Annotated in this window: 24 protein-coding genes; 13 read left to right on the top strand and 11 right to left on the bottom strand. The window is 42.6% G+C overall.

The genetic code is table 11. The annotated features are described in order from the left end of the window. The first annotated feature begins 3 nt into the window (after positions 1-3). The 7 genes from JMX95_RS04560 (at position 4) to JMX95_RS04530 (ending at position 7,501) form a co-directional block, all read left to right on the top strand. On the top strand, positions 4-1,764 hold the full coding sequence (locus tag JMX95_RS04560) for an NAD(P)/FAD-dependent oxidoreductase (protein ID WP_201560117.1): 1,761 nt from the start codon (positions 4-6) through the stop codon (positions 1,762-1,764). 41 nt (positions 1,765-1,805) lie between these two features. Continuing rightward, positions 1,806-2,786, top strand: coding sequence for a DUF1365 domain-containing protein (locus JMX95_RS04555; protein ID WP_201560116.1), 981 nt, complete (start codon positions 1,806-1,808; stop codon positions 2,784-2,786). An 83-nt stretch (positions 2,787-2,869) separates the two neighbouring features. Then, complete coding sequence (locus tag JMX95_RS04550; protein WP_201560115.1) at positions 2,870-4,366, top strand: SAM-dependent methyltransferase; 1,497 nt, start codon at positions 2,870-2,872, stop codon at positions 4,364-4,366. A gap of 101 nt (positions 4,367-4,467) precedes the next feature. Then, positions 4,468-4,878, top strand: coding sequence for a DUF2177 family protein (locus JMX95_RS04545; protein ID WP_060491490.1), 411 nt, complete (start codon positions 4,468-4,470; stop codon positions 4,876-4,878). A 126-nt stretch (positions 4,879-5,004) separates the two neighbouring features. Then, positions 5,005-5,550 (top strand): acyl-CoA thioesterase, encoded by a 546-nt coding sequence (locus tag JMX95_RS04540; protein ID WP_055123836.1) that lies wholly within the window; start codon positions 5,005-5,007, stop codon positions 5,548-5,550. Between the two features lie 106 nt (positions 5,551-5,656). Continuing rightward, positions 5,657-6,778: a cation diffusion facilitator family transporter gene (locus tag JMX95_RS04535; protein WP_201560114.1), complete on the top strand. Its 1,122-nt coding sequence runs from the start codon at positions 5,657-5,659 to the stop codon at positions 6,776-6,778. A gap of 15 nt (positions 6,779-6,793) precedes the next feature. Then, positions 6,794-7,501: a DUF2059 domain-containing protein gene (locus JMX95_RS04530; RefSeq protein WP_201560113.1), complete on the top strand. Its 708-nt coding sequence runs from the start codon at positions 6,794-6,796 to the stop codon at positions 7,499-7,501. A gap of 167 nt (positions 7,502-7,668) precedes the next feature. On the opposite strand, the gene dps is transcribed toward JMX95_RS04530, so the two are convergent. Continuing rightward, positions 7,669-8,151, bottom strand: a complete 483-nt coding sequence (dps, locus tag JMX95_RS04525; RefSeq protein WP_201560112.1) for a DNA starvation/stationary phase protection protein Dps — start codon at positions 8,149-8,151, stop codon at positions 7,669-7,671. Between the two features lie 371 nt (positions 8,152-8,522). Between dps and uvrB the strand changes: the two genes are divergently transcribed. The 4 genes from uvrB to JMX95_RS04505 all read left to right on the top strand — a co-directional run bounded on the left by uvrB (position 8,523) and on the right by JMX95_RS04505 (position 14,161). Continuing rightward, positions 8,523-10,634: an excinuclease ABC subunit UvrB gene (gene uvrB / locus JMX95_RS04520; RefSeq protein WP_201560111.1), complete on the top strand. Its 2,112-nt coding sequence runs from the start codon at positions 8,523-8,525 to the stop codon at positions 10,632-10,634. Positions 10,635-10,873: 239 nt separating this feature from the next. Next, positions 10,874-11,926, top strand: coding sequence for a pyridoxal phosphate-dependent aminotransferase (locus JMX95_RS04515; protein WP_201560110.1), 1,053 nt, complete (start codon positions 10,874-10,876; stop codon positions 11,924-11,926). Between the two features lie 527 nt (positions 11,927-12,453). After that, positions 12,454-13,506: a pyridoxal phosphate-dependent aminotransferase gene (locus JMX95_RS04510; protein ID WP_227675964.1), complete on the top strand. Its 1,053-nt coding sequence runs from the start codon at positions 12,454-12,456 to the stop codon at positions 13,504-13,506. 277 nt (positions 13,507-13,783) lie between these two features. Next, positions 13,784-14,161 carry a hypothetical protein gene (locus JMX95_RS04505; RefSeq protein WP_201560109.1) on the top strand — a complete coding sequence of 126 codons (378 nt, stop codon included), beginning with the start codon at positions 13,784-13,786 and terminating at the stop codon, positions 14,159-14,161. Between the two features lie 153 nt (positions 14,162-14,314). On the opposite strand, the gene JMX95_RS04500 is transcribed toward JMX95_RS04505, so the two are convergent. After that, positions 14,315-14,704, bottom strand: coding sequence for a hypothetical protein (locus JMX95_RS04500; RefSeq protein ID WP_201539954.1), 390 nt, complete (start codon positions 14,702-14,704; stop codon positions 14,315-14,317). A gap of 196 nt (positions 14,705-14,900) precedes the next feature. Beyond that, positions 14,901-15,134: a hypothetical protein gene (locus JMX95_RS04495; protein ID WP_201560108.1), complete on the bottom strand. Its 234-nt coding sequence runs from the start codon at positions 15,132-15,134 to the stop codon at positions 14,901-14,903. A gap of 204 nt (positions 15,135-15,338) precedes the next feature. Between JMX95_RS04495 and JMX95_RS04490 the strand changes: the two genes are divergently transcribed. Further along, positions 15,339-15,653 (top strand): hypothetical protein, encoded by a 315-nt coding sequence (locus JMX95_RS04490; protein ID WP_201560107.1) that lies wholly within the window; start codon positions 15,339-15,341, stop codon positions 15,651-15,653. Between the two features lie 109 nt (positions 15,654-15,762). Here JMX95_RS04490 and JMX95_RS04485 read toward each other — a convergent pair whose 3' ends face one another. Beyond that, positions 15,763-16,278 carry a hypothetical protein gene (locus JMX95_RS04485; RefSeq protein ID WP_055123847.1) on the bottom strand — a complete coding sequence of 172 codons (516 nt, stop codon included), beginning with the start codon at positions 16,276-16,278 and terminating at the stop codon, positions 15,763-15,765. A gap of 317 nt (positions 16,279-16,595) precedes the next feature. On the opposite strand from JMX95_RS04485, the gene recJ reads away from it, so the two are divergent. Beyond that, positions 16,596-18,425: a single-stranded-DNA-specific exonuclease RecJ gene (gene recJ / locus JMX95_RS04480; RefSeq protein WP_201560106.1), complete on the top strand. Its 1,830-nt coding sequence runs from the start codon at positions 16,596-16,598 to the stop codon at positions 18,423-18,425. A 73-nt stretch (positions 18,426-18,498) separates the two neighbouring features. Here recJ and JMX95_RS04475 read toward each other — a convergent pair whose 3' ends face one another. The 7 genes from JMX95_RS04475 to JMX95_RS04445 all read right to left on the bottom strand — a co-directional run bounded on the left by JMX95_RS04475 (position 18,499) and on the right by JMX95_RS04445 (position 26,014). Further along, entirely contained in the window at positions 18,499-19,164 is a 666-nt protein-coding gene (locus JMX95_RS04475) for a trimeric intracellular cation channel family protein (RefSeq protein WP_201560105.1), read from the bottom strand. A 118-nt stretch (positions 19,165-19,282) separates the two neighbouring features. Beyond that, positions 19,283-19,918 (bottom strand): trimeric intracellular cation channel family protein, encoded by a 636-nt coding sequence (locus JMX95_RS04470; protein WP_201560104.1) that lies wholly within the window; start codon positions 19,916-19,918, stop codon positions 19,283-19,285. 116 nt (positions 19,919-20,034) lie between these two features. Next, positions 20,035-21,189: a multidrug resistance efflux transporter family protein gene (locus JMX95_RS04465; protein ID WP_201560103.1), complete on the bottom strand. Its 1,155-nt coding sequence runs from the start codon at positions 21,187-21,189 to the stop codon at positions 20,035-20,037. Positions 21,190-21,250: 61 nt separating this feature from the next. Beyond that, positions 21,251-21,982, bottom strand: a complete 732-nt coding sequence (gene queE, locus JMX95_RS04460) for a 7-carboxy-7-deazaguanine synthase QueE (protein WP_201560102.1) — start codon at positions 21,980-21,982, stop codon at positions 21,251-21,253. Between the two features lie 241 nt (positions 21,983-22,223). After that, positions 22,224-23,045 carry a 2,3,4,5-tetrahydropyridine-2,6-dicarboxylate N-succinyltransferase gene (gene dapD, locus JMX95_RS04455; protein WP_193007586.1) on the bottom strand — a complete coding sequence of 274 codons (822 nt, stop codon included), beginning with the start codon at positions 23,043-23,045 and terminating at the stop codon, positions 22,224-22,226. A 143-nt stretch (positions 23,046-23,188) separates the two neighbouring features. Further along, a complete protein-coding gene (locus JMX95_RS04450; RefSeq protein WP_201560101.1) occupies positions 23,189-24,145 on the bottom strand; it encodes an alpha/beta fold hydrolase in 957 nt (318 codons plus the stop codon). A gap of 135 nt (positions 24,146-24,280) precedes the next feature. Next, on the bottom strand, positions 24,281-26,014 hold the full coding sequence (locus tag JMX95_RS04445) for an amidohydrolase (protein WP_201560100.1): 1,734 nt from the start codon (positions 26,012-26,014) through the stop codon (positions 24,281-24,283). Between the last annotated feature and the right edge of the window lie 295 nt (positions 26,015-26,309).

The following is a 26,309-nucleotide window of genomic DNA, read 5'->3' as shown; positions in this document are numbered from 1 at the left end:
TCAATGCTGTTTAACCGCCGTAAACGTAAGAATATAGAGACAGTCTCTCATGAAGCCAGCAGCCTCTCAAAACAGACGACTAACGCTCAAGCTCAAAAACGTATTGCTATCATTGGCTCAGGTGTATCAGGATTGACTTGCGCTCATTATCTGGTGGCGCAACATGAAGTGACAGTGTTTGAGGATAATGATTATATTGGCGGGCATGTAAATACCATCGATGTGGCGCTACAAGATGGCAAAAAAGCAAAAAGCAGCAATGTGGAAAACAGTGCCATAGATACTGGCTTTATCGTCTTTAATGAGCGTACTTATCCCAATTTCTTTCGGCTACTGCATGAGCTGCAAGTGCCGTTTCAATCGACTGACATGAGCTTTTCGGTAAAGAATACGGCGCGCCATTTTGAATACAATGGTCACACGCTCAATACTTTATTATCGCAGCGTAAGAATGTTTTCAATCCAAAGTTTTGGCAATTTATCAAAGATATTTTACAGTTCAATAAGCATATCAAGCAGCTACGCCAAGACTACGAAATGGCACGTACTAAAGAGCAAGATGTTAGCATTTTTACTGAGCAAACACTGGGCAGCTATCTCACAGAAAAAAGCTATGGCAAGCTTTTTATAGACAACTATCTGCTGCCAATGGTTTCTGCCATTTGGTCAACCAGTTTGCGTGAAGTACAAGACTTCCCACTGGTGTTTTTTGCACAGTTCTTTGACAATCACGGCTTGCTCGATGTGGTTAATCGTCCGCAGTGGTTTACGATCAAAGGTGGCTCAAAACAGTACGTCAATAAGTTGATTCCACGCTTCATCAAAGCGGGCGGTAAGGTGAGAGTAAACAGTCCAGTCCAGTCTGTGGTTCGCGATGGTGAGCAAGTATTATTGACGGTTCAAAATAAAAGCATTACTGACAACAATATCGAAAGCTTGAACGAAAAATTGGTATTTGACGAAGTTATCTTTGCTTGTCATGCAGACACCGCACTCAAAATTTTAACAGACGCCAGTAAGGATGAACATGAGGTGCTGAGTCATTTTCGCTTTACCAAAAATACTGCCGTACTGCATACCGATGTCAGTGTCCTACCGAACAAGCCATTGGCGTGGGCCAGCTGGAATTACCTGATTGATGAGAATCTCGCAAATAAAACAGCGCGACAATCAGGACAATCAGCTACTGAAAACCATACTAAAAAAGCGCAAACATCAGCAAAACCCGTGCTGACTTATCATATGAATATTCTGCAACGCCTGACCAAAAAACACAATTATTTGGTTACGCTGAATCCAGAAACCGTTCATGAAAATATTGACGATAAGCACGTCATCAAGCGCATCGATTATAGCCATCCTGTGTTTGACAAAGCGATGATTAAGGCGCAAAGCAAATGGTCGAGTATCTCTGGTAACGGCATGCACACACATTTTTGCGGTGCCTATTGGTTTAATGGTTTTCATGAAGATGGTGTACGTAGCGGTCTACGTGTCTGCCAGGCGCTCGGCTATGATATTGCCATAAAAGACGAGGTTGATCCGACTCATCTGCCTGATGCCGAGAGCGCACATACGCCGTTTCGTTATAAGGACCTACCGGTAAAGGCAGATAGCAAATTGCGCACACTTAATAAGCGTGAGGTGGTCACGGCGCTCACCAATCAGGAGTTGATTGAGTACATTGAACGTTTACAACCGACTGTTAAAAGTGATGAACCAAAGCGAAAGCGTCGCTTATTTGGTCGTCATAACGTGCAGTGATTTTGGCAGTGAAATCAACGAACACTATTGAAGAGAATGCTATGTCTATTGAAACCGACACGCCTAATAAGCTGTTACCCCATCAGTTGTTCCATGGGACGACTTGGCACAGTCGGTTACTGCCAAGTGTGCATAAATTTGCGTATCCATACCGTTATTGGGGCATCAATATCAGCGCATTGGCTAAAGGGCTGGATCTTCCTGAAGTAAGTATAGGTATGAGTAGTAAAAATAAGCTTTTAAAAAAGTTGCTTTCAAAAGGGCGTCTGGTCAAAGGATTGCCATTATTTTCAGCAAAGAAAAAAGCCTTGCAGCAGTTTTGTCCTGATGATTACTTACAAGGTCTACCTTTACAAGAGTTAAATAGCCTAAGTAATTACTTAATAAATGATAAGCAGGATAATTGTCGTTCAAATTCTGTTCAAGCAATTAATCATCGCTTAAACCAAGCGTTTACTGAGCAAACGGGTAGTGCGCCAACAGGCGATATTATTGGGATGCTCGTTTGCCGCAATGCAGGCATATGTTTTAGTCCAGTCAATTTTTATTTAGGTTTCGATGAGCAGCAGATACCATCCCATTTATTGGCTGAAGTCTCTAATACACCGTGGGATAAGCGCCATTATTATGGGTTTACACTCAATGGCGCGAATACTGAATTTTGTCATAATAAAGATTTTCATGTCTCACCTTTTAACCCGATCGATCAGCTATATCGTTGGCAAGTTAAGGTAAAACAACAGCCGGATAATTGCTTGCAAGTTCGTATTGCTATCGATATCAGCGATGAGCGCGGTGAGGTATTAAAAGCGGGTATAAAAATGGCTGGCGTTCCAATGACCGCCACAACGATTCGCAACAGTTTGCGAAAAAACCCGCTAATGAACATGACCTCTGTAACCCGTATTTATTGGCATGCTTTCAAGCTTTATGCGATTAAAAAAGTGCCTTATATTCATTATGATGAAAAACTGGCCGATAGCCAACAGAACAAAGCACCGACTCCAAAAGATATTCTTTGATAGTTGAAGGGCTAACGATCAGCCAAAGAAATTTATCAGCGTAACGCTTAAGCATAGAGCATTTAAACAAGGATGAATATACGATGTCAGCACGACCAACCGACCGAGCACCCGTTTCAACATTAGGAAAATTGACCGCACAGATGAGTAAAGTCGTCAATGAGAGCGTCATTTTTCAGCCCGTCAGTACGGGAATGAATCAATTGGCAAGAAAACTCATCTTTCGTGCATTAGCGCATATCCAGTTTGGTAGCTTGACTATAGTCGAAGCATTCGATGAGCAAGCACCTAATACCGTTAGCTTTGGTAAAGTATCCGATAGTGTCGCGAGCAGTTCGGCAGTGGGTCGCCATTCACTACACGTCACCTTGATGATTCATGATCCTGCTGTCTATCGGCAGCTGTTGCTTGGCGGCTCTATTGCGCTAGCAGACAGCTATATTAATGGTGAGTGGGATACGGACGATTTGACAGGGCTGATTCGGTTGGCAGCGCGTAACTTGGCGGTGTTGAATAAATTAGAAAATCGCTTTGCAGGTGTGAGTAAGGCGTTTGAAAAAGCGAAGCATCGGCTACGCAGTAATGATCAGTCTGGTGCCAAGTCTAATATTTTAGCGCATTATGATTTGGGCAATGATATGTATCAGCGTTTTTTGGACGATACGATGATGTATTCAGCAGCAGTCTATCGTACGCCTGATGTATCACTGAGCGCAGCGCAGCAGCATAAACTGGCGCTCATTTGCCAGCGATTACAATTGGCGCCTGATGATCATGTGATAGAAATTGGCACAGGGTGGGGTGGTTTTGCTATTTATGCCGCCACACATTATGGCTGTCACATAACGACGACGACCATCTCTGACGCCCAGTATGATGAGGCGCAGCGCCGAGTCGATGCGGCAGGGCTGTCTGATAAAATTACCCTGCTGAAGCAAGACTATCGTGAGCTGACAGGGCAGTATGACAAGCTGGTCAGTATCGAGATGATTGAAGCCGTTGGGCACGAGTACTTACCGACGTTTTTTGCCAAATGTAATAGCTTGCTCAAACCCACAGGGCTGATGGTGCTGCAAGCGATCACGTTTAATGATCAAAACTACCAAGATTATGTTAATTCAGTCGATTTTATCCAAACGCACATTTTCCCTGGTGGTTGTTTGCTCTCTAATCAAGAGCTAAATACACAGTTTACGGAACAAACCGACATGGTCATCAAGCAGCTACATGATTACGGTTTTGACTATGCTCATACCTTGCGCGATTGGCGTGCGGCGTTTATGGCACAGCGTGAAGAAATTAAGGGGCTTGGTTATGATGATGCCTTTATTCGCTTGTGGGATTTTTATTTTTGTTACTGTGAAGGTGGGTTTTTAGAGCGCACCATCGGCGTGGTACAGTTGACCGCAGTGAAGCCAGACAATATTGATGTGATGCATTTCTCTGATTTGTCTTCTCATGACACTCTCACCGATGCGCAAAGCAGCCGCCTGATTCACGATATTATGAATTCTCATGAAAGCGGTAATGCCAACAACGGTGATGGCCAAGACGCCTCCAAACGAAACATAGCGTCTTAACAAGTTGCGTTTCAACAGGTAGTGTCTTAACAAGCACTGACTTAACAAGCGCTGATGGAAACAAGCTGGGATTAAAAAACGCTAATTAAAAGGATGTGGTTATGGGTTATGTATTTATATATCTGGCTGCTGTGCTTATATTTTTGGGTATTGACGCAGTTTGGCTCAAGACTATGACTGGCTTATTTTATGAAAAGCGTATCGGGCATCTGCTTGCTGATGAGCCAAACATGATTGCTGCTGGTGTGTTCTATATGTTTTATCTACTGGCTCTCTGTGTCTTAATTTTATATCCACAAATCAAAGCAGGCGCTTCGATTGGTCATATATTCTTGCTTGGCGGCTTGATAGGGCTGATGGCCTACGGTACTTATGACTTTACCAGTTTAGCATTGTACAAAGGTTTTACACTGGATACAGCGTTGGTTGATTTTGCTTGGGGCGGTATCTTGACAGGTTCAGTGAGCGCCATTGTTGCTTGGCTTGCTTATCGTTTTCATTGGTTGAGCTAAAGTTAAATAGTTCAAAATTTACATAACCTAGACCATTCAATGACAGAGTGCCGTTTGTGCTCTCTTGTGCGCTGCTGTATAAATGATACTTACTATCAACACGCCCTAAATCATTCAAGGATTTTTATGCCGCAATACAATACCAGCTCGACTGCCAAGAAAGCCCCATTAAATCATGAGCTATATATGTCGATACTCATGACGCCTGATATGGCGAATTTTATTGGCAATGTGCATGGTGGTGATTTGCTTAAGATGCTTGATCAAGTCGCTTACGCTTGCGCCAGTCGCTATAGCGGCAATTATGTGGTGACGCTGTCTGTCGACCAAGTGATGTTTCGTGAGCCTATATATGTTGGCGAATTGGTTACCTTTGCGGCAAGTGTCAACTATGTGGGGAATACTTCGATGGAGGTCGGCATTCGCGTCGAAGCAGAAGATGTTCGAGCCCGTACCGTACGCCATACCAACAGCTGCTATTTTACGATGGTCGCTATCGATGATAATGGCAAGCCCACACCTGCGCCGCCACTTGATATCAAAAATCCCATGCAGCAATGCCGCGCTGATGCCGCACTAGAGCGTAAAAACCTGCGTCTGGAAAGTTCGCATCGACCCAGTTGTGATATCGGGGATATGGTTGGTGAGCTGGCTAATTCTCATGATCGTTAAGAGGAATAGACCCTGTATAGTCAGTTAAAATGCTTTCAATATACGGTCTATTGATCTGGTTAAATATATACATATCTGCGTTCAAAAAGCCTATATCGAGATTATTATGAGCTTAAAACCATCGGAAGCCGAGTCACACGCTCCTATTTCTCATCAGCCAGCGCCGCGTAATAGCCGTGCTAGGGGTGCTGGCACGCTTATTACAGACGCCACTTCTGATGGTAATTCTCACTCTGTATTAGACGGTTCTGCTAAGTCGACCACCAATAAAGACAAGCAACATTCCGCTTCATTGGTAACGGTATTAATTGCCGTTGGAGCCAACCTCATCATCGCGATTGCCAAAACGGTAGCAGCATTTATGACGGGTTCTGCTTCTATGATCGCAGAGTCAGCGCATTCGTGGGCAGATGCAGGTAACGGTACTTTATTAATTGTCGCTGAGAAAAAGGCGATCAAACCTGCTGATGAAAGCCATCCCCTTGGCTATGGCAAAGAAGCTTATGTCTGGTCGATGATAGCCGCTTTTGGTGTCTTTATGGCAGGTTCGATTGTCTCCATTTATACCGGTATCACCGAGTGGAATGCTGCGGAAAGCGAAACCAACTATACCATCGGCTTTATTGTATTGGCGATTGCGTTTGTGCTCGAAGGGTTTTCATTAGGGCAAGCTTACTTACAAAGCAAGAAGCATGGTGAAGCGATAAATGTCAGCGCTATTGGCTATGTGGTCGATACGTCAAATCCAACTTTACGTGGTGTATTCTTTGAAGACTTGGCAGCTGTCATCGGCTTGGTTGTCGCTGCTGCTGCCATGGGTATGCATGCTTACACGGGACAGCCGTTTTGGGATGCGCTCGGCTCTATCATTGTTGGAATATTATTGGGTGCGGTAGCCATCTTTTTAATTAGCCGTAACCGTGACTTTTTGGTCGGTTATAAAGTATCAGAGAGGATACATGGCTATGCATTGACCGAGTTACTCAATCATCCAGATATCGATAGTGTGTCGTACTTACATTTGGAGTGGGTGGGACCCAAAAAGATATTTATGGTGGCGGCAGTCGATATTGCTGGCAATCAAAAAGAAAAAGAGATTGCCCAAAAATTCGAAATTATTGAAAGTCAGTTCCGTGCGAATCCTTTATTTCAGGAAGCTATCCTGACATTATCTGTACCCAATGCTGAAACTTTGAGCTTACCCAATAATTATAATCAAGATGCCTGATAAAGAGAAACTAATATGAAACTAAGTCTTCAGTCTGCTATCGAGAGCCCTGTTGGGCGTTCAATCATGGTTCGCTCATTAAGTATGGCCGTTATCACTATTAGCGCAGTAGCCAGTCTGACTCAAGCACAGGCTGAGCTGGTAATTCATAGTGAGCCTGCTCAACCGCAAAGCGTAAATATCAATAGAATAAGTGCGAATAGCGCTTCTATTAACAATGCCGCTTTTATGAATAATAATATCTCCCCAACAGATACGTCTATCGTTAAGCTGATGGAAGTGATGCACATTGATGAGCAAATAGAATCTATCGTTAACGGGCAACAAGCGGCTATCGATGCTATCAATGTACAAACGCAAAATCGTACTGAGTCAGTAAGTGATGGCAACTTAAATAAACGTCAACAGGCGCTACAAGAGCAGATTCAAAAAGTGCTAGGTCAATATGCCAAGATAATGACCAATACTATCGGCGATACCACTGACAGGCAGACGTTGACGCAAGCATATATTAACGCAGCAAAAACTTACTATACGCAAGCGGAAGTTGATGCTCAAATTGATTTTTATGATACGTTGATGGGTCAAAGTATCTTGTCGAAACAGCCACAGATTACAGCGGCATTTCTAAAGCAATCTTTGCCTGAGGATACCAGTGAGACAGAGGCGCAACTGGATGAGCTTTTACCGCAGATGCAACAAATAATCCAAGGTGTTTTTTAACTGACAGCTAATAACTGATAATTTAGCTATTTTAAAGCCCGTTTCTGAACGCGAATCTTAAAGTTATTACACATAAATTAGTACACACAAAAAAGGTCACTATAAAAGTGACCTTTTTTGCTGATATGGACTGTTTTATTGACATAACTGGTTTGAGTACAAAGATATTATTTCTTTGGTGCATTAGCACCTATGAACCATGCATCTTTATCGACAGTACGGCTTATTTCCGTTAATAGGTCAGCGGTATCTTCGTCACCCGCATCACCAGCAGTATCGATCCCTTCACGTAATGATGCCGCAATGGTCTTATAACGATTGGTAAGCTCACGAACATGCTGATCAACTTCAGTGATATCAGTAGGGTAAGTCTCTAGGATAGAGTCCTCAACGACACGTTTAGAGATACCATTGGCTTTACCGCCAAGGATAACAATACGCTCAGCGACCGTATCATAAGCTTCAGTTAAGCGACCATAAGTATCATCTAATAACTGATGAACACCGATAAAGCCAGTACCTTGCAAATTCCAATGACATTGCTTACTGTCCATACTCAAATCAATGAGATTCGCTAGATTAGCGTTCAATAAGTCGATCATTTTCTTTGCGGTTGCGTCATCTATTCCACTTGCGTAACGTTCTCTCATGTTCTACTCCGTTATGTGTATTATTTTAATGAAAATCTCATTTGTTGTTATTGGTATCTTACTAATGAACTACTTGTTGATTCGTTATAAATAATAGCAGCTTAAATGAAGATTGAAAGCCTCAAGCGTTAGGCTTTATTAGGTGGTCGTGTAATGAGTTTGTTAATCATGAAAAGCTTTGTAAATTTAGTAGTTGCTGTGTGCGTTTTTTATAACGAAGGTACTATTTATTCGTTATAAATAGGGCGCGTGACGTCATATATAGATGCTAATATTGTAAGAGAAGATGACAAGATAAAACCCTTAATTACCTTTAAAAACCCTAGCTTAGACCCCACATTGTTATAAACCTTCAGAAGAAGAAAGCCATTATGCGAATGCCTGAACCGCGCTCGTCGCGTCAGTTAAACCAATTGGCCACTCAGCTACAGGGCGAAGCTGAAATTAGTGGTGTCAATGCGTCTGGGACGCAAATATCAAGTCGTGCTTTTGAGATGGTCACAGAATTTGAGCCAGCAGGCGATCAACCGCAAGCAATTGAAAAGCTCGTCAACGGTATTAATTCTGGTATGGACGAGCAGTTACTACTGGGTGTAACGGGCTCGGGTAAGACCTATACCATGGCAAAGGTCATCTCTGAGACGCAGCGTCCAACTATTATTATGGCGCATAACAAAACGCTTGCCGCGCAGTTATATGGTGAGTTTAAGTCATTTTTTCCAAACAATGCCGTTGAGTATTTCGTCAGTTATTATGACTATTATCAGCCGGAAGCCTATGTCGCGGCGAGTGATACCTTTATCGAAAAAGACAGCGCTATTAATGATCATATCGATCAGATGCGTCTGTCAGCGACGCGAGCACTCCTAGAGCGCCGTGATGCAATTATCGTCGCCTCGGTATCGTGTATCTATGGTTTGGGTGATCCAGAAAGTTATTTAAAAATGCTGCTGCACGTCGTCGTTGGGGACAAAATCGATCGCACTGCTACCATTAAACGTCTCGTTGAAATGCAATATACGCGCAATGAGCTAGACTTTGGACGCGGTACGTATCGGTTGCGTGGCGAGCTGTTAGATATTTATCCTGCTGAGTCTGAGCAATTAGCCGTTCGCGTGCATTTATTTGATAATGAAGTGGAGAAAATCACGTGGTTCGATCCTCTAACGGGTAAGACGGTACGTAGTGTGCCACGTATTACTATCTATCCAAAATCACACTATGTGACGCCGCGAAATAAGCTAGAAGCGGCCAGCCATACTATTCGCGCGGAGCTTGAGCCACGTTTAGAGTATTTCCGCGAAAACAATAAACTGATTGAAGCACAGCGTCTTAAAGAGCGCACTCAGTATGACCTTGAGATGATTCAACAGCTTGGTTACTGTAACGGTATCGAAAACTACTCGCAGCATCTGTCTGGTCGTCCATCAGGGGAAGCGCCGCCGACGTTGTTTGACTATATTCCAGAAGATGCGCTGTTATTCCTTGATGAGTCGCACGTCACCGTTTCGCAAATCGGTGCAATGTATAAAGGCGATAGATCGCGTAAAGAGAACTTGGTCAATTATGGTTTTAGATTGCCAAGTGCGATGAATAACCGCCCGATGAAGTTTGAAGAGTGGGAGCGTATCAAGCCTAAGACTATTTATGTGAGTGCCACGCCTGCGTTGTATGAGCTAGAGCACAGCGAGCAAGTCGTTGAGCAAGTCGTGCGTCCAACGGGTTTGATTGACCCTGAGATTGAGATTCGTCCTGTATTGACGCAGGTCGATGATGTGTTATCAGAGATTACTAAGCGCCGAGAAAAAGATGAGCGCGTGCTGATTACCACGTTGACCAAGCGCATGTCAGAGGATTTGACCAGTTATCTGAAAGAGTACGATGTCAAAGTGGCCTATTTGCATTCGGATATTGATACCGTTGAGCGTATGCAAATCATTCATGAGTTGCGGACTGGCGTGCATGATGTACTGGTCGGCATTAACCTGTTGCGCGAGGGTTTGGATATGCCAGAAGTCTCATTGGTCGCGATATTTGATGCCGATAAAGAAGGCTTTTTGCGTTCTGAGCGTGCCTTGATTCAGACCATTGGACGAGCCGCGCGTCACATCAATGGTAAGGCTATCCTTTATGCTGATCGTATTACCAACAGTATGCAAAAGGCGATAGACGAGACCGATCGTCGCCGTGAAAAACAAGTCGCTTTTAACCTTGAGCACAACATCACGCCAAAAGGCGCGCGTCGTAGTATCACTGATAAAATCGATACGGGTGACGATCAGAATACCAATGACAATCAAGTGATTCCTATCAAGAGCAATCTACCTGATGTCGATATTAGTATCTTACGCAGTCCTGATTTACTGGCGAAAGAAATCAATCGTCTTGAAAAGCTTATGAAGCAGATGTCACGTGATTTGAAGTTTGAAGATGCAGCGAAAACGAGAGATAAAGTGCTAGAGTTAAAGGCGCATTTGATCTAATAGGTTATTTGAACTGCCGTTAATATCAGTTTGTATTTAATAAAAGGGTGAGTTGCTAACGGTGCAGCTTACCTTTTTTATGGTCTTCTTATCAGCAAAACAACCTTGCCTTTGTTCGATATTATTAATAACTAATAATTGGTTATATCAAAACTTGTGTTTATACCAAATGCCCCTTAATATGATATCAATGAGCAATATGAACTTATAACAACGGACGTTGAGGCACATAATCCATCATGCAAAATAATAAATTCTTAGAATTAAATGCGAATGAAAACTCACTAGGTATGGCAGATTCTGCTAAACAAGCCATTATAGAGTCTTTAGGCGAGGGCTTTCGTTATCCAGATAATCCACGCGCAGCGCTCATTAGCAAAATTGCCACCATCCATGGTGTGGCAGAAAACCAAATCTCCTTAGGCAATGGCTCGACTGAAAATATTCGAGCTACCTTACAAATGTTGCAAAACAAAGCATTAAAAGAGGGCAAGCAGTTTCAAATGGTGATTCCTGTGCCAACGTTTGATTGTGCAGAGATGTATGCAAATTCCATTGGCGTGCCTGTGGTCAAGATACCACTAACCGCTGAAAACTATGATTATGATTTTGATGAATTACAAAAAGTAGCTGATGATTTTGATGGCATCAGCCTACTTTATATTTGCAATCCAAATAACCCAACTGGCATCATTACATCAACGTCAAAGCTTAAAACTTGGGTAAGTAAGGCGCCAGATAGCCATTACTTTTTATTAGATCAAGCGTATTTGGAGTACGTATCAGATCCAAGCTTTGAGAGTGGTATTGAATGGGTAAAACAAGGGTTATCAGACAATCTTATTGTTATCCATACTTTCTCAAAGTTATGTGCCTTAGCCGGTATGCGAGTGGGCTACGCGGTTTCTAACCCGCAAGCTATTGAGAGTGTCGAAGCTTTTATGTCTATGGACAACACCAACTTGTCAGGTGCGGTTGCTGCTATTGCGACGTTAAATGATGCCAAGTTTTTAGCGCTCAGCTTACGCAATACCAATCAGTCGCGCCAGATGATTGAGACAGTGTTAGATGACCTTAGATTGCGTTATTTACCTTCACAGACCAACTTTATTTTTCATGAAATAAAAGGTGATTTAAAGACTTATATCGATAGAATGCGTGACCATGGCATCAAGGTTGGTCGCGAGTTTCCACCTATTACAGGCTTCAATCGCTTGACGCTTGGCACGCCTGATGAGATGGTAGCATTTATTAAAGTATTAAAGCTGTTCCGTGAAAAAGGCTGGGTCTAAGTAGTACATTAGAAAACTGCTAATTTGAAATATCGATAAACTAACAAGACTAGGGCGTGTCCTCAATCCAATCGATTACTTGCTAAATGGGCTAAAAATGGCTAAATTTTGCCAAACATCGTCAAATAGCTTTTTAATATCTCGATATTATTTGCGCTACTTTCCTTGTTTGACGGCAATTTATCTCATTTTTATCACCATTTTTAAAATGAGGACACGCCCTAGTATTAGCAAAGTGATTTGCCTATAGGGTGGCTCTTTTTTATTTAATGGATACTATCAATAAATGAGCATCTTACTCATAATAGCTGCTAACGAGTTTCATCGCTCAGAGCGCTTGTAATCAGGGTAAATGCCACTTACCATAACCATTATTATCCGAATGCATCTCACCATCCATATATAAACCCTACTAAATAATCAGAGTAGCAAAAAAGACGAGCGCAAGTGCTACGTCCGCTGGCTGAGCGAGTTTGACATTGTTCATCGCATATTTGGTATGGGTATCAATTAGGCGTATTACTATTGTGCTTACCAATCCATTAATAGAATTAAACTCTAACGAAAACTCATTGGGCATGGCAAACTCTGCCAAAAAAGCAGTTATCGATGCTTTAGACATCGGCTTCCGTTATCCAGATAACCAGCGTGCAGCCTTAATCACTAAAGTTGCGAAAATTAATGACGTGACTGAAAGTCAAATATCTCTAGGCAGCGGCTCCAGTGAGAATATCCGCACCGTCGTACAAATGCTGCAAAACAAAGCGTTAAGGGAAGGCAGAAATTTTCAAGTAATTGTGCCGCACCCAACCTTTGCTTATGCGGAACTATATGCAACCTCTATCAATGTGCCCGTGGTAAAAGTAGCACTGATGCCTGAAAGCTATTCTTTTGATTTACAAAATATGCAAAAAGTGGCTGATAATTTTGATGGTATAAGCTTGTTTTATCTCTGCAATCCCAACAATCCTACAGCGACGATTACTGACACAGATGAGTTAAAATCGTGGGTAGGAACGGCACCAGACCATCATTATTTCTTGCTAGATGAAGCCTACTCAGAATATGTCATTGACCCAAGTTTTGAGAGTGGGATTGCGTGGATAAGAGAGCAGCGCTCAGACAATATTATCGTGGTTCGGACTTTCTCCAAACTGTGTGCGCTAGCAGGTATGCGTGTCGGCTATGCAGTTGCCAGTCCGCAAATGATCACTGAGCTAGAGGCGTTTATCTCAGTGGATAACACCAATCTGTCTGGTGCTGTCGCCGCGATAGCAACCTTGAATGATGAGGCGTTTTTGGCCTTGAGTTTGCATACTGCCAATCAATCGCGTCAGCTGGTTGAGCAGACGTTGGATGAGCTTGGTCTACGCTACTTACCATCACAAGCTAGCTTTATATTCCACGAAATCAAAGGCGATGTACAAACCTATATTGATAGAATGTACGACCATGGCATCGCTGTTGGTCGCGAGTTTGCGCCTATCACTGGCTTTAATCGTTTGACGCTTGGCAGACCTGATGAGATGGCAGTGTTTGTTGAGGTGTTGAAATCGTTTCGTGAGAAAGGCTGGGTGTGATTAAGCCAGATAGAGTAGTTTCATCATTAGAAAAGGGGAGTTGCCTAGTTTGCCACTTCCTTTTTTTATTGCAATAGGATAAAGGAGCCACAGCTAACATTCTATTTTTACCAACATCAAACGCAGTTTTACATATCCTGTCTTAAAAAATATCACGTCATCTTATAGTATTGATTCATAAAGCACGAACGAACAAGCATGCAGTTGAATGCTTGGTGATAGTCATAAAATCAGTCGTGCTAACGTATATTATAATTTTAAGGTCAGGGATATATCCATGTTTGATATCAAATCATTTTTTAAGAGAGAAGTAGAAAAAAAACTCATCAATGTAGACGATTATATTTTTATGCCTGAGCGAGTAGAGATGGAGCTGGAGGGCGGAGTATTAAATTGTGTACTCAATAGTGATGGACGAGTCGATATTTTTTATAGTAAGCAAGGCGTGACAGAGGTCGGCTCGGCATCACGTAAGCATCCCTTTACGGCATTCGAAACTGAACTATATCATGGCGTTTATGATGACGTTATTAATGAGTTGATCAAAGAAGTAGATAAGATTATTGATAGCTCTTCTAAGTATTTTAGCCGCAGTAAAATACTGCCTTTTACAGCAGCGCTGTCACAGAATCCAGTTGACAAAAACAAGTTCTAAGCCAAGTTAATAAGATAAGCGGATGGTATAAAGACTTAGCAATAAAAAGGGTGCGTTATTTATAACGCACCCTTTTTATGGTTTTATTTTAATGTCTTAAAACTTGAATGTTGTACAACTATATCTACTGTACATCAGTAGATATATCATATTTTATTTCATAAAACTGGTATAGCAACTTTGTAGAGATTTTGCGACGACTTTCGTGACCAGCTGTGTGCGATATTGCGAATCGATAGCAGCATTACCCAATTCAACGAGCGTCACTTGTTGCGGCGCTTGCTCACTGACGCAGCCACAAACATTACTTTTTACAGCTTCTTGTTGTGTGTCGGTCATAGCCACGCTAGCCACACGCCAAGCAGTTTGCTTTTCAATCTGACTGCGGCATTGGTTATCAATCGCTGATTTAAAGACATTCATACCAATCTCATTGGCAGTACCGATAGCAGTACCTGCATTATTATTCATGCCATCAGTCGTTGTGCATCCAGATAGAGCGAGGGTAGCGAGCATAGCCGTTGATATTAAGATTTTTTTCATGGGTCTGATCCTTTAAGATTTTTATTGGTTTGAAGGTTTATGCTTAATAGAAACTGGCATTTGGTACGAGTTGATGTTTGCTAATTGAAATGTATTTTCTCCCAGCAGGTCGTATATTATCAGCAAAATTAGTGCATGACATCATTAACCACTACTAGCACAGAATTAAGCCATTTTGTATCAAAGCTTGACGTTATCAATCCAGCCGCGCATAAGGGTAATAATATGCATAGGCTTTATAACCAATATAGCCGATAATCATCAATAAACCACCGACGATAAATAACCAAGTGGTGAGGTGTTCCCACGAACAAGCATCAAAATAGTCATTGAACGCCGCAGAAATACTGGCGATGAAAAGAATGAGGCAACCCAATAGCAATATCAGTGTTGAGGTTAGCTCATAACTATCTACGCTAAAGTGCAGCATACAAGAATCTATGAATAAAATTTATCTTACTTTAACGATTTTAATCAATAAGGCAGGTGAATTGTTCATGAAGTATTGCTATATTTGGTGGTGGTTTTTGCCATTTTCCACTGTTGATGCTATGCATCGAGATATCATGAAACATACATGGACAGGAATATTTATTTCATCAAAATAGGTTTCCTAAATTCAATTAGAGATTCAATGAATAAAAAGCTATCAATACCCTGTCTTTTAATTGCTTTGATACCCAGCCTGTTTTTTATAAGAAGTGTATATGTGATGTCTGATTATCACGTACAGCAGTGTCATTGGAAAGGCTCTACATCAAAAGTCATGGGAGATGGATTTAGTTTTGATAACGATGTTCGGCTCGAAGATGGCGTCATTCTCATAAAGAACAAACCAGCGGCAAAAATAATGGTTAGAAAGTATCGTCCTTATGCAGATAACCTTATTATAATTAGTGATATAGAGTATTTTGAGTTAGAGATGTATTATGAAAAAGGCTGTTATTAAATTGAAAAATTAAACCCATATATGCGTAGCTCAGCACAAAAAAACCAGCTAAGGCAATGGCTCTTAGCTGGTTTTATTTTATAAAGTTGATGTCAGTTTTTTAACTGTTTTAGACATTTTTACCGTGTTGCTTTTGCTGAATGTCTTTTGCAAGCTTGTAACACTCATTGATGTGGTCATTGGCGATTTTTTTGAAAATCATATAGCCCATTGTAGCAGCAACCATTTGACCCCCTAGTGGGATGAATTTCGTTACTTGTTTGGCAGCAATACGACCACCAAAGCCTTGTACGGTCTTTTTAACAATACCACGAGTCGCCATCAACCCTGCAAAATCGACAGTACGATCTTTTAATGCGCCCCAATGAATGGCTCGTGATTCTAAGTCAACTGCCGCCTTACGGTCTTCAAGTAAGCCGAATCGCTCGCTAATGTCAGGTAATAGTTGAGTAAGCATACCTGCGTCTACTGCGACATCAAAAAATGGTACAGGAACGATGGCAACACCAGCAGAATATTTGGCACGTTTTTTTACCAACTTTTGACATTCCTTTTTTACTTGTTCAAGATCCAAGCTAGGGTCAATGGTATTTGGTAGTTTTTCAGCCAGTGGTGTGGTTTTCATAAAGCATCCTTATAAATGGTTAAAATAAAAAATCTCAATAGATAGATAGCAAGTATCTCAGTTGCTTACCATTTTATGGATTTCTGAGCGGCATACAATCATTGCTTTGTAGCAAAATGCAGAAAAATGCAGTCGCTATGCACCGTTTTTGTAAATGAAATATTATGTATATTATATGGATAGAGTATAAATTATTTGCTCTATGCTGGTCTGGTATTAAAATATGGCTTATCACAATGTACTGCAACAAAAAACGATAAACCAAGCCGCCAAAAATTGTCATTGTGACCCTCTGCTAAAGCCAGTAGAATATGCACATGCTAAATTTAACCCCCCGTTATACCAGCACTCGCATCGACGAGTTGCCCGCCGCGCTGCAACCACTTGCCGCCCAATCATTGACGCTTGCCCGCCTGTATGCAGGTCGCGGCATTACTCAGCCTGATGAGCTAGAGACGCAACTCTCTGCGCTATTGCCAGCCGAAATGCTACATGGTGTCACCGAAGCAGTGCGTCTGTTAGACGTCGCCATCGATGACGGTCAGCGTATCCTTATCGTGGGCGATTTTGACTGTGATGGTGCGACCAGTACCGCATTGATGATGCGCGCGCTCACAAAAATGGGCGCAGTCGTTGACTTTTTAGTGCCCGACCGTTTTAAGTACGGTTATGGTTTGACACCAGAAATTGTCGAATTGGGTATTGAGAAGTATCATCCTGAGGTGATAGTGACCGTCGATAACGGTATCTCAAGCCATGAAGGCGTGGCACGTGCGCAAGCCGATGGCATCACCGTGATTATTACTGATCATCATTTGACGACTAAAGAAACACCGCCTGCGGAGGCTGTGGTTAATCCCAATCAGCTCGATTGTCACTTTAGCAGTAAAGCGCTCGTAGGGGTGGGTGTGGCATTTTATGTGCTTGGACGCTTGGCCAAGCTGCGCCGCGAAGCTGGTAAATCTACCGTGCAAGTGAGTCAATATTTGGATTTGGTGGCATTAGGGACGATTGCTGACGTTGGGGTGCTTGATAAAAACAATCGCATTTTAGTGCATCATGGACTGGCGGCTATCCGCCAAGGGCGCTGCTCGCTTGGTATCTTGGCACTCCTTGAACAAGCAGGGCGAGATCCTAAGCAGTTGCAGGCACAGGATTTTGGGTTTGTCTTAGGACCTCGTATCAATGCCGCTGGTCGTATGGACAATATGCGCATCGGTATTGAGTGTTTGTTGACGGATGACTGGAGTACGGCGCAGCGTTTGGCGCAAGAGCTTGAGCAGTTAAACCGGACGCGTCGGCAGGTAGAAGGCGAGATGCGCGCGCAAGCGGATAGCATCGTACAGACATTAGCCGCTGCGGATACAGACATGGACGATGAGGCTACGGCGGATAACCGTGAAAGCGGGGATATTATTGTTCAAAATAGATCTGAGAAAAAGACGAATAATAATCATAAACGCAGTATCGTTTTATACCAAGATGATTGGCATCAAGGCGTCATCGGCATCGTCGCTGGACTGTTAAAAGAAAGTCATTATTTGCCAAGTATCGTCTTTGCGCCCGCGGATACAGAGCGTACCGCTGAAAATGACCCTATCAAAGGCTCGGCGCGTTCTATCGCTGGCGTGCACATTCGTGATGCGATTGAACAGGTTGCCGAGCGCCATCCTGATTTAATCAGTCATTTTGGTGGTCATGCAATGGCAGCAGGCTTAACGATCAAACGCCGTAACTTTGATGGGTTTGTTATGGCTTTTAATGACGTCATGGCACAGATGGATAATGAAGTGTTTGCTGAGCAAAAATTCACTGATGGCGCGTTGCAGGCGAGTGACTTTAGCTTGTGGTTTGCTGAACACTTAGCTGATGCTAATATTTGGGGTCATGGCTTTGCACCGCCAATATTTGATGGGGTCTTTGAAGTGTTAAGCTTTAGGATATTAAAAGACAAGCACCTTAAACTGTCGCTGCGTTACCCTGATGTGCAATATCCGATTGAAGCAATTTATTTTAACTTTGATAGCGAGAGATGGGATTATCGTGCAGAAAAAGTGCATGTACTATTTCAGCTAGACATCAACGAGTGGAATGGCAAACAAAGTCTACAGTTGGTGGTAAGGGATTTAGCAGTCGTACAGGAATGATGGCATTATCTTATTATAAGATACTCAACCAGTAGCAAATATAGCGTCGACTTTGTTTAAGGTTGACGCTTTTTTAGTATTTCCATTCGATGGTTGGAAACTGCCAGTCATAACGAATGGCGAGCATGCGTAAGGTAAAAATCGTACTCATAGTAGCGATGTCAGCAATCCAAGCTGTCATACCCAGATTGTGTAGTGCAAAATAGAGGATGCCGCCAGCCAAAGCTGCCGAAATATAAATCTCTTGCTGCAACACCAGCGGAATCTCATTGCAGATCATATCGCGGATGATACCGCCGACAATGATGGTAATCACCCCAAGTAATAATGCCACGGGCACATTTGCACCCATACTATCGGCAACCTTGATACCGATTAAGGTAAAAACTGACAGTCCAATGGTATCTGAGAGTTTTAGGAACTTATTAACGCGTTTAGAGTTGGGGTGAAAGAATATTTGCATCACTAATGAAGAGATGGTGATAACAGTCAGGTAGCTCATATCCACCATCCAAAATAGTGGATGGCGATCTAAAATGACATCACGCACAGTGCCGCCACCGATAGCGGTGACAATAGACACCAGTAAACAACCAAAAACATCGAAATTTTTGTGTTTTGCCAGTATCGTGCCTGAAATACTACAAGCGATAATACCAATCATATCAAAAAGATAAATGAGAGAGCGTGGGTCAAACGTAGTGATTAGTGCTGAAGGGTTCAATGCGATAGCCAGCATGAGCAAGTCTCACTAAGTGTGTATGATGATTGTCTGATTATTTTTAGCTCATTTAGAAAGTAAACGATTGAATTGAGGACACGCCCTAGTGTTTAAACCATATATATATATATCGGTCTTATTTCACCAAACGTATAGAAGGCAGGTGCCAATCAAAACGCAATGCTAGCATCCGTACAGCAAAGATAACGCCCAGCATAATAAATTCATTCAATCCAGCATTTACATCCAAACGATCAAGCAGCAGATAAGTGATCGAACCTACAATACTAGCAGAGATATAAATCTCGCGTTGAAGTAACAGTGGTATCTCATTACAGATGATATCGCGTAGCAGACCACCAATAATAGCCGTCCAAACCCCCATCATAATAGCGATAATAGCTGACATATCTTGTGTCAATGCTATCTTAAAACCGATCACGCTAAAAGCCGCCAACCCAATGGCATCAAACAGCTTCAATGCCTTATCAATCTTATGATACAGATGAAAGAATATTTGTAAAATAAGCGATGTCACTGTGATGACGATCACATAATTGAGGTCAGTCATCCAAAAGAGCGGATGACGGTCTAGCGCCATATCACGTAGTGTACCGCCGCCGATAGCATTGACCATCGCAACCAAGATACAGCCAGCAATATCAAAGCCTTTGTGCTGTGCCAGCAGTGTACCTGCGATCGCACAAGCAATCACACCAACCATATCTAATAAATATAATAAAATATCAGGAAAAATTAAATCATTAACCATGATTATATTACCAATATAATGGCCATCAAAATAGATTGGCTGTGCTGGACTAGGTTAGTTTTGAAGTTGTTTATATCAATAATTTAAATAGAGTTAACCTAATTTTAGGTAGTAGTTTAGCCATCTTTTGCAAATAGAATAAGCCCAATGATAATCAGAGCAATACCTATTAAGCCCATCGCTGATGGCAAAGTATTATTGAGCAATAGCATACCGCCAATTAAGGCAAATATCACTTCACTTGCCTGAGTGGCATCAACCCCAGCCACTTCACTTGAAGTTTCCGCTTTTTCACGGGCATATAAAAAGATACTGGTTGCCGCCACACCTGCCAATAAAGCCACAAGTAAGGTATTGAATACCTGTTTAGTATCAGGCAAATCCGGACGAACGATAAAACCCAAAACCAACCAAAATGGCAGACTGCCCAAGGTCATTAACCATACTTTGTTAAAGGCATTTTGTAGCAGGGTGGTTTTGATAGCAGGTATACGTGTGATTAAAGTTTGCAGCACAGAGCTCGGCAAGGTTTGAGTGGGGTGGTTAAGGTTTAAGGAATCGACCGCGTCCGCCGTATAACTCATATCGGCTGACAATGCAGGTGCTTCTGTAATAAGTGAGGTTGTTTTTTTACTAATCTCGTTGGCTTGGATATCAATTTTTTGAGTGCTAGTAGGCTCGGCACTACGCTTGCGCGCATTGTAAGATACCTGCCAAACCAACTGGTTACCAATGGGATAGCTAAAGGCGGCTACTAGGGCAGGCACGGCACCATAAAGCAGCATATCTTTCATAGGCACTGCATCAGCATCTAGCAAAGAAGCGGCATGCAGCCCTTCACTGATATTGACCAGTACCACACCGGCAAATACTAATAACGCATATGCAATGAATTTTTTATCAAAACGTTGTCCGAATGCTAGCAAAACGAGTAGGCTTGCGACCACTGTAAACATAAAGGTCGCGGCGACTACCCAGCCTGCGACATGATCAGCCGCGTAGCATATTCCTGTATAAAAAATTCCAAAACCAATACTGCCCGTAATACACCAAAAGCCCCAATGTTGACGGAATATAGTCATCAGCTCCGTAATACGCCCAAAACCATGCTGCATAATTATAATAGCCGTGAGTATTAGCCACATAAATGCATAGCGAAGGCTAGCTGACCAAAACCAATGCCCACCAGCCGCACTCATAACTTCGTTTAACACAAACGTCGAGCTAAAAAATGCCCCCGATAATAAGCCCAATAAAATGAGTTTGACCATACCTATATTCCTATCCTTGGGTCGCTATTTATGTTGAATATCCATTTAGATGATTGGACTATTATTTGCCTTTAGCATCTGCCCAGATGATTTTATGCAGTTGCAATTGGAAGCGTACGGGCAGCGCGTCAGCCAACATCCATTCTGCAAGTTCGCGCGCCAACAAAGGTACATCGGGGCTGACTTCGTCGTCGATATCCTCTGCGACATTAAACATCGGCGAAAACCAAACCGTATCGACCAATTTATTTAATTTATGCTCAGACAACATGGCTTTTGCCCAGTCGTAATCAGTACGGTTCATGATGACAAACTTGATTTGGTCATGCTGAGTGAGGTGGTCGATATTTGACCATAGATTCTTATCGACTTCGCCTGAGCTTGGCGTTTTGAGATCCATGACTTTACTGACCGCTTTTGGCACGTTTGCTACCGTGAGCGCGCCTGCGGTTTCAAGCGAGATTTCATAACCGTCGCTCAGTAAGCGCTTCATTAGCTCAATGGCGTTCGGCTGAGCTAAAGGCTCGCCGCCAGTCAGACAAATACGCTTGCAAGGATAGCTTTTGATGGTCTCTATAATGGTTTCTAGCGACTGCCGCTCGCCACCAGTAAAGGCGTATTCAGTATCGCAATAGACACAGCGAAGTGGACAGCCAGTCAAGCGTACAAATATCGTTGGCAAGCCTGAGGTCAGCGCTTCACCTTGCAAAGAATAAAAGATTTCTGTCAAACGTAGACCGGCTTCAGGATCAGTGACAGGAATGGCGGCGGTGCGTAATAGTGATTCACTCATAATATGTCAAATACAGTTAAAGATTGCTAATGGGATGAGGCATTTATCAATCGTAATAAAAAGGCAGGTTCTGGTATGGGCGTTTTGCGTTTGGATAAAGCCAAACCAAAAAAAGGGATTATAACGCACCACCCTCTATTAAGCTGCAAAAAAGACGCTGAAGTTTTCTTCAGCGTCTTTAATAAAGAGGATCTGTCGCTGTCCGTACGGTTTGGGTACGAGACTCTAAGTATTAAAAATACTAAGCTAAACGCAATAGCTCATTGACTGATGTTTTAGCGCGGGTTTGTGCATCGACTTTTTTGACGATGATAGCAGCATATAAGCTATGCGTACCATCTTCTGATGGCAAGCTACCCGGTACGACAACAGAGCCTGCTGGTACACGGCCACGATGAATCTCACCCGTTTCGCGATCATAAATGCGCGTTGATTGACCAATAAATACACCCATCGAGATAACAGCACCTTCTTCGACGATTACGCCTTCAACGATTTCAGAACGTGCACCGATGAAGCAGTTGTCCTCAATGATTGTTGGATTCGCTTGCAATGGCTCTAATACGCCGCCGATACCAACGCCACCTGATAAATGGACGTTTTTACCAATTTGGGCACATGAACCCACGGTCGCCCACGTATCTACCATCGCGCCTTGATCGACATACGCGCCGATGTTGACATACGACGGCATCAATACTGCACCAGCTGCGATGAACGAGCCTTTACGAGCAACGGCTGGTGGTACAACGCGTACGCCAGCTTCTTTGAACTGTGCTTCGGTCCAGTTGGCAAACTTAGTCGGAACTTTGTCATAGAATTGCACATGTTCGCCCGCTGCCTGAACATAGTTGTCGTTTAAGCGAAAAGAGAGCAAAACGGCTTTTTTTGCCCACTGATTGACGACCCATTCGCCATCCTTTTTTTCTGCAACGCGCAATGTACCGTTATCTAGTTGCTCAAGCACTTGATTAATAGCATCACGCACGTCTTGTGGCATCGTGCTTGGGCTGTATTCATTGCGTTTTTCAAAGGCTTGTTCGATGGTTTGTTGTAATGACATAAAGGTTCCTAAAGTTAGTGGAAGGTAAAGCATATATTATCGTTAAATAACTCGCATGACTTGGCGTAAAAACTTGCTTGCCGTATTGTCGCTAATTTGGCGACTTTTAGCAAACGAGTTAACTGCCAAGATGAGCGCTGCTGTTAATTGCCTGAGCTATGGCTTTCTATCCATTCTAAGATATCTTCATAAACGGTTTGATGGTCTTTTTCATGCAAAGGCTCATGACGCATATTTGGATAGAGTTGGATATCTACCTGACTGAAGTTTTGCTTGTTTAAGCGCGTGACAATTTTGCGGATACCGTTGCCCATATCTCCAATAGGATCATCTTCGCCGCTGATAAATAGCATCGGGAAGTTTTTTGGGATAGTCATTGCCCAGCCTTTGTTTAAGCCAGTTTCCATCAGAAAGAATAGTGTCATAAAGCCATTATTGGTGAAATCAAATCCCGTCAGTGGATCTGCTTCATAGGCTTCAATGGCGGCAGGGTTTTCAGTTAACCATGCAAATTCTGATGAAGAGATGCGATCTTCAAGCTTACTATTCAAGACTTTATTCATCACCTTGGCAAACATTGCATTTGGTTTTTTAGGGGCTACTTTTGCCAGTATTTTATTGACTGGGAGTAGCACTTTAGTCAAGGGGTTGGCATCTGCTGTACCCATCAAAATAGCACCTGTAAAATTGTGTGCATGGTGCTTTAGGACATTACGCACAATAAACGAGCCCATAGAATGACCCATTACAAAGTGTGGCACGTCAGGATGGCGGTTTTTTAAGCTATCTGCCATGACAATGACGTCTTTTAGCAGGGACTGTACTGGATGCTCTTCACCAAAAAAACCTAAATCTGCTGATGTTTTGACGGTCTTTCCATGTCCCAAATGGTCATAAGTTGCCACTGCGATACCATTATCCGCTAAAAACTGAGCGAAGTCTGCGTAACGTCCGCTATGCTCTGCCATACCATGAACAATTAGTAATGTGGCTTTTACCGCTGTGTTTTCATGGCTTGGTTCAAAAAAACTATGATGCAAGTAATGAATATTATCGGAGGAGAGAATGTGGTCGTTACCTGTATCGGTGTTGATACTCATATAGGGTTCCTTAAACAGTTTTAATGAATGTTTTTAATAAATAGCTTTAACGGTTCATCATCTTAATGAATAGCAGGCATGATGATTTGAAATCGCCTGCTAAAATTTGGCTTATTATACGGCGCTTACCATGAACTATTGTACTGGACGTTGGTAAATCGTTTGACCTTCTTTAATGGTTGTGATGACTTTGATGTCTTTGAGCTTGCTTGCCTCTATGGTTAATGGGTTGGCATCCAAGATAACCAAATCAGCCAGTTTCCCTGGCGTCAAAGTGCCTTTGCTGTCTTCTTCAAAATACTCATAAGCAGCATTGCTGGTAATGGCTTTTAACGCTTGATACGGCGTCGCTCGCTCATTTTTACCAATGATTTTACCTGAGCGCGAAGTGCGATTGACTGCTGACCAGACTGTAAATAGCGGGTCAACAGGTGTCACTGTGTCATCAGAGTGATTGGTGTATCTAAGTCCCATTCTATCAGCAGTGGCAATCGGGCTTGAAAAGTCGGCACGTTTTTTACCTAAGTTTTTAACGTGTACATCTCCCCAAAAGTAAGTATGGTTGGTAAAGAAGGACGGCACCATATTGTATTTTTTGAATGCTGCTAGCTGATCAGGTCGGGCAAATTGAGCATGGATGGGCACAGTACGGCGATCTTTATCAGCTGCTTGACCAGTCTTTTTGACGGCATACTCGTGTGCCTTGATGAGCATATCGGTTGCGCCATCACCATTATTATGAATAAAGAGCTGATTGTCACGAGCATAGGCTTTGACAAACATCTCGTTCAGCTCATCTTGGCTGACACTTGGTAGACCACGGCAGTCCTTTTCACAATCTGGAACTGGTGTGAGATAAGGTTGGCTAAAATAGGCGGTCTTGCCTTGTGGCGAGCCATCTGCGACGATTTTGGTACCCTGTACTTTAAAACCATTTTGATAGGTTTTCCATACGAAGTTTTTATCAGCCAAATTCTCATCTAAGTCACTCACTCCTGCCAGTGCGACCAAGTCAATTTTAAGTTTACCTGCATCGGCTTGTTTTTGAAAAAACTGAATGGTGTTTCGAGCCGTTGAGCCATTTTGTGCCGTCGTTATGCCATTCTTTGCATAATACTCTTGCGTCTGCTCAAAGAATTTGCCTTGATTCGGCGCTAACACTTCTAGCATATTGCGCACGAACGGATACATCGCCGTTTCTTGTACGAGACCGTTTGGTTCATTAGAGCCTTTAATTCGAGCAATATTACCGCCTGCTGGATTTTTACTGTTAGCAGTGATGTTCATCATGGCAAGCGCCTTGCTGTTTGCGACGCCCATGTGACCACTTGTGTGTTGTAAATACACTGGATTGTTTGGCAGTACTTTATCAATCTCGCTTTTGGTCGGATGACGCCCCTCGGCGAGCTGAGTTTCATCATAACCCCAACCAAAGATCCAGTCGCCATCAGCAATGTTATTGTCCACTTTATACTCTTTTAGCGTTTGCATCATTTTTGGAATACTATCGACTTGACCGATGGGCGGCGGGTTGAGATTGACCTGACCCATGGTGTTTGACACCATATCAAAATGACTGTGCGGATCGATAAAGCTGGGTAATAAGGTTTTATCTTGTAGATTAATCTGCGCGGCATTTTTATATTTCGATTGCGCCTCTTGTAAATTGCCCACATAGGCAATCTTGCCCACTTGGGTGACTAAGGCTTCAGCCATTTGTGGCTGATCGCCCTCCATCGTGATGATGTTGCCATTGTAATAGACAGTTGCTGAGTTGCTCATATCCTTGGGCGCGGTCTGCATGGTAGTGCAACCTATGACACTCATTAATCCAATGCTCAGTACAGTTGGTTTTAGTAATGTGCTCATATTCATTACGTTATCCTTAAAGGTGATTTGATGCTTACATCCGTGTGTCATAAGCATTGGTACGTGGTGGGCTTTCTATATTCTAAAAGTATTTATATTTTATCAGTGAATGTTGTTTTAAAAGATATGAATGTTGCAACCAATTTAGCGATAAAGCCTTGTGCGGTCAATGCTATTTAAGGGTTTTACACTGACAACTGTGGCATTGCCAATTGGATGAGAAGGTCGATCTATAAATCTGCTGAATATAATATCTTAAAAGCCAAATTGACAAGTGCTGTATGACATCCTACGA

The sequence above is a fragment of the Psychrobacter sp. NC44 genome, assembly GCF_904846655.1.
In the GTDB taxonomy this organism is placed as follows: Bacteria; Pseudomonadota; Gammaproteobacteria; order Pseudomonadales; family Moraxellaceae; genus Psychrobacter.
Note: the sequence above shows the minus strand (reverse complement) of the source record. Positions and strands in the feature narration are given on the sequence as shown.